General features: G+C 43.4%; 2 protein-coding genes. Both read left to right on the top strand.

Annotated elements, in window-relative coordinates; genetic code table 11:
• Positions 1-134, top strand: a 134-nt coding sequence (locus ACCI49_RS24645; RefSeq protein WP_371841879.1) for an IS3 family transposase, incomplete at its 5' end; no start/stop codon positions are given.
• Between the two features lie 376 nt (positions 135-510).
• Positions 511-1,281 carry an AbiTii domain-containing protein gene (locus tag ACCI49_RS24640; protein ID WP_371841905.1) on the top strand — a complete coding sequence of 257 codons (771 nt, stop codon included), beginning with the start codon at positions 511-513 and terminating at the stop codon, positions 1,279-1,281.
• Positions 1,282-1,358: the final 77 nt, after the last annotated feature.

Raw genomic sequence — 1,358 nt, 5'->3', positions numbered from 1 at the left:
ACCGCTTTCCCACAAGGTGCCTCATGCGAGAAACCGTATTTGAGTATATAGAGATAGACTACAATCGAAATCGCCTACACAGCGCCAATGGCTATCTCAGCCCTGAGGCGTTTGAGGAACAACTAGTCGCTTAGTGGTGTGTCCGTTGTTGATGGGTAGGATCAGACTCTACCCATTAGATAACCCGGCTTCGGTGCCCTTGGCCACCTCGCCTCCAAACTAAGCCTTATCGGATGTTTCTGTTCGTCAGCTCGTAGTTTGCTAGCAGCTTCCTCCCCACAAGACCTCACGGTATTGCAGTTGCCATTCGCTAGTAGTTAGCATTTAATGGAACCCGTTAAATGGTGATCTTCCTACAGGGGACTTTCACCCCATTAATCCACGCCCATGCTGGGCGTCTCAAATCAATGAATGGCGCCTCTGCGGGGCTGGACCTCCACTCCACGGCTTCGCCGCTGCGTTCAGGCCCATTATTGAGGCGTTATATGAAACACTACGAGAGAGAATTTAATGAAACTAGCAGATGAAGTTGTAGAAATATTAAGCTCTAACGATAGTGTATTGACCGAGGCACTGGTAAAAACAAAAGTTCTTTTGCATAAGATTGGCCACAAAGAACTAGTGGTGTGGGTGAACAAAGAGCTGAATGGATACAGTGAAGAAGATGAGCTTCCTGATTATCGAATAATTCCAGCCCAAGTGCTTGTATCCGCAACAAATGGGGCATACGAAGTAAGATCACATCCTGTACCGATGGCACATATTGACGAAAAGTTTAGGGATATGTGGGAGCAGGCTAAATTAACTCATTCACTTGCTGTGATTGAAAACATTGTAACTTCCAACGATGGTGACACACTTCAATCGCCAATCCCAATGGAAGCTAACGGAATGTTAGGTAAAGGATTGGCCAATTCTTATATGGTTCAAAGAGCTTGGTCTGAAATACCAGTTGCTGGTGTATCAAATATATTGATGCAAGTGGGATCACGTCTTTTGGATTTTGTTCTTGAGCTGAGTTCGGAGTTTTCCGATATAGAATCGGATAGAGACGTTAAAGAAGCAGCAGGAAAGTTTGATGCATCAAACCTCTTTAATAATGCAATATTTGGAGACAACGTCACCATATTATTAGGAACAGATAATACTCAAAAGGTAACTAACAGTATCGTAAAAAATGACTTCGAATCACTAGCGAGAACTTTAAAAAATAAGGGTGTTGCCGATGAGGACATTACTTTACTTAAAGACGCAATAGATATTAACCCGGTGGCTCTATAGTTCTGTATAATACTCAAATGGATATTATTGATGCAAGAAAATTACCCGCTTCCGCGCAGGAAGAGAAACGCCGAACT

The organism is Microbulbifer epialgicus (assembly GCF_041447265.1).
Taxonomy (GTDB): Bacteria; Pseudomonadota; Gammaproteobacteria; order Pseudomonadales; family Cellvibrionaceae; genus Microbulbifer; species Microbulbifer epialgicus.
This window is presented reverse-complemented; position numbering and strand designations above follow the sequence as displayed.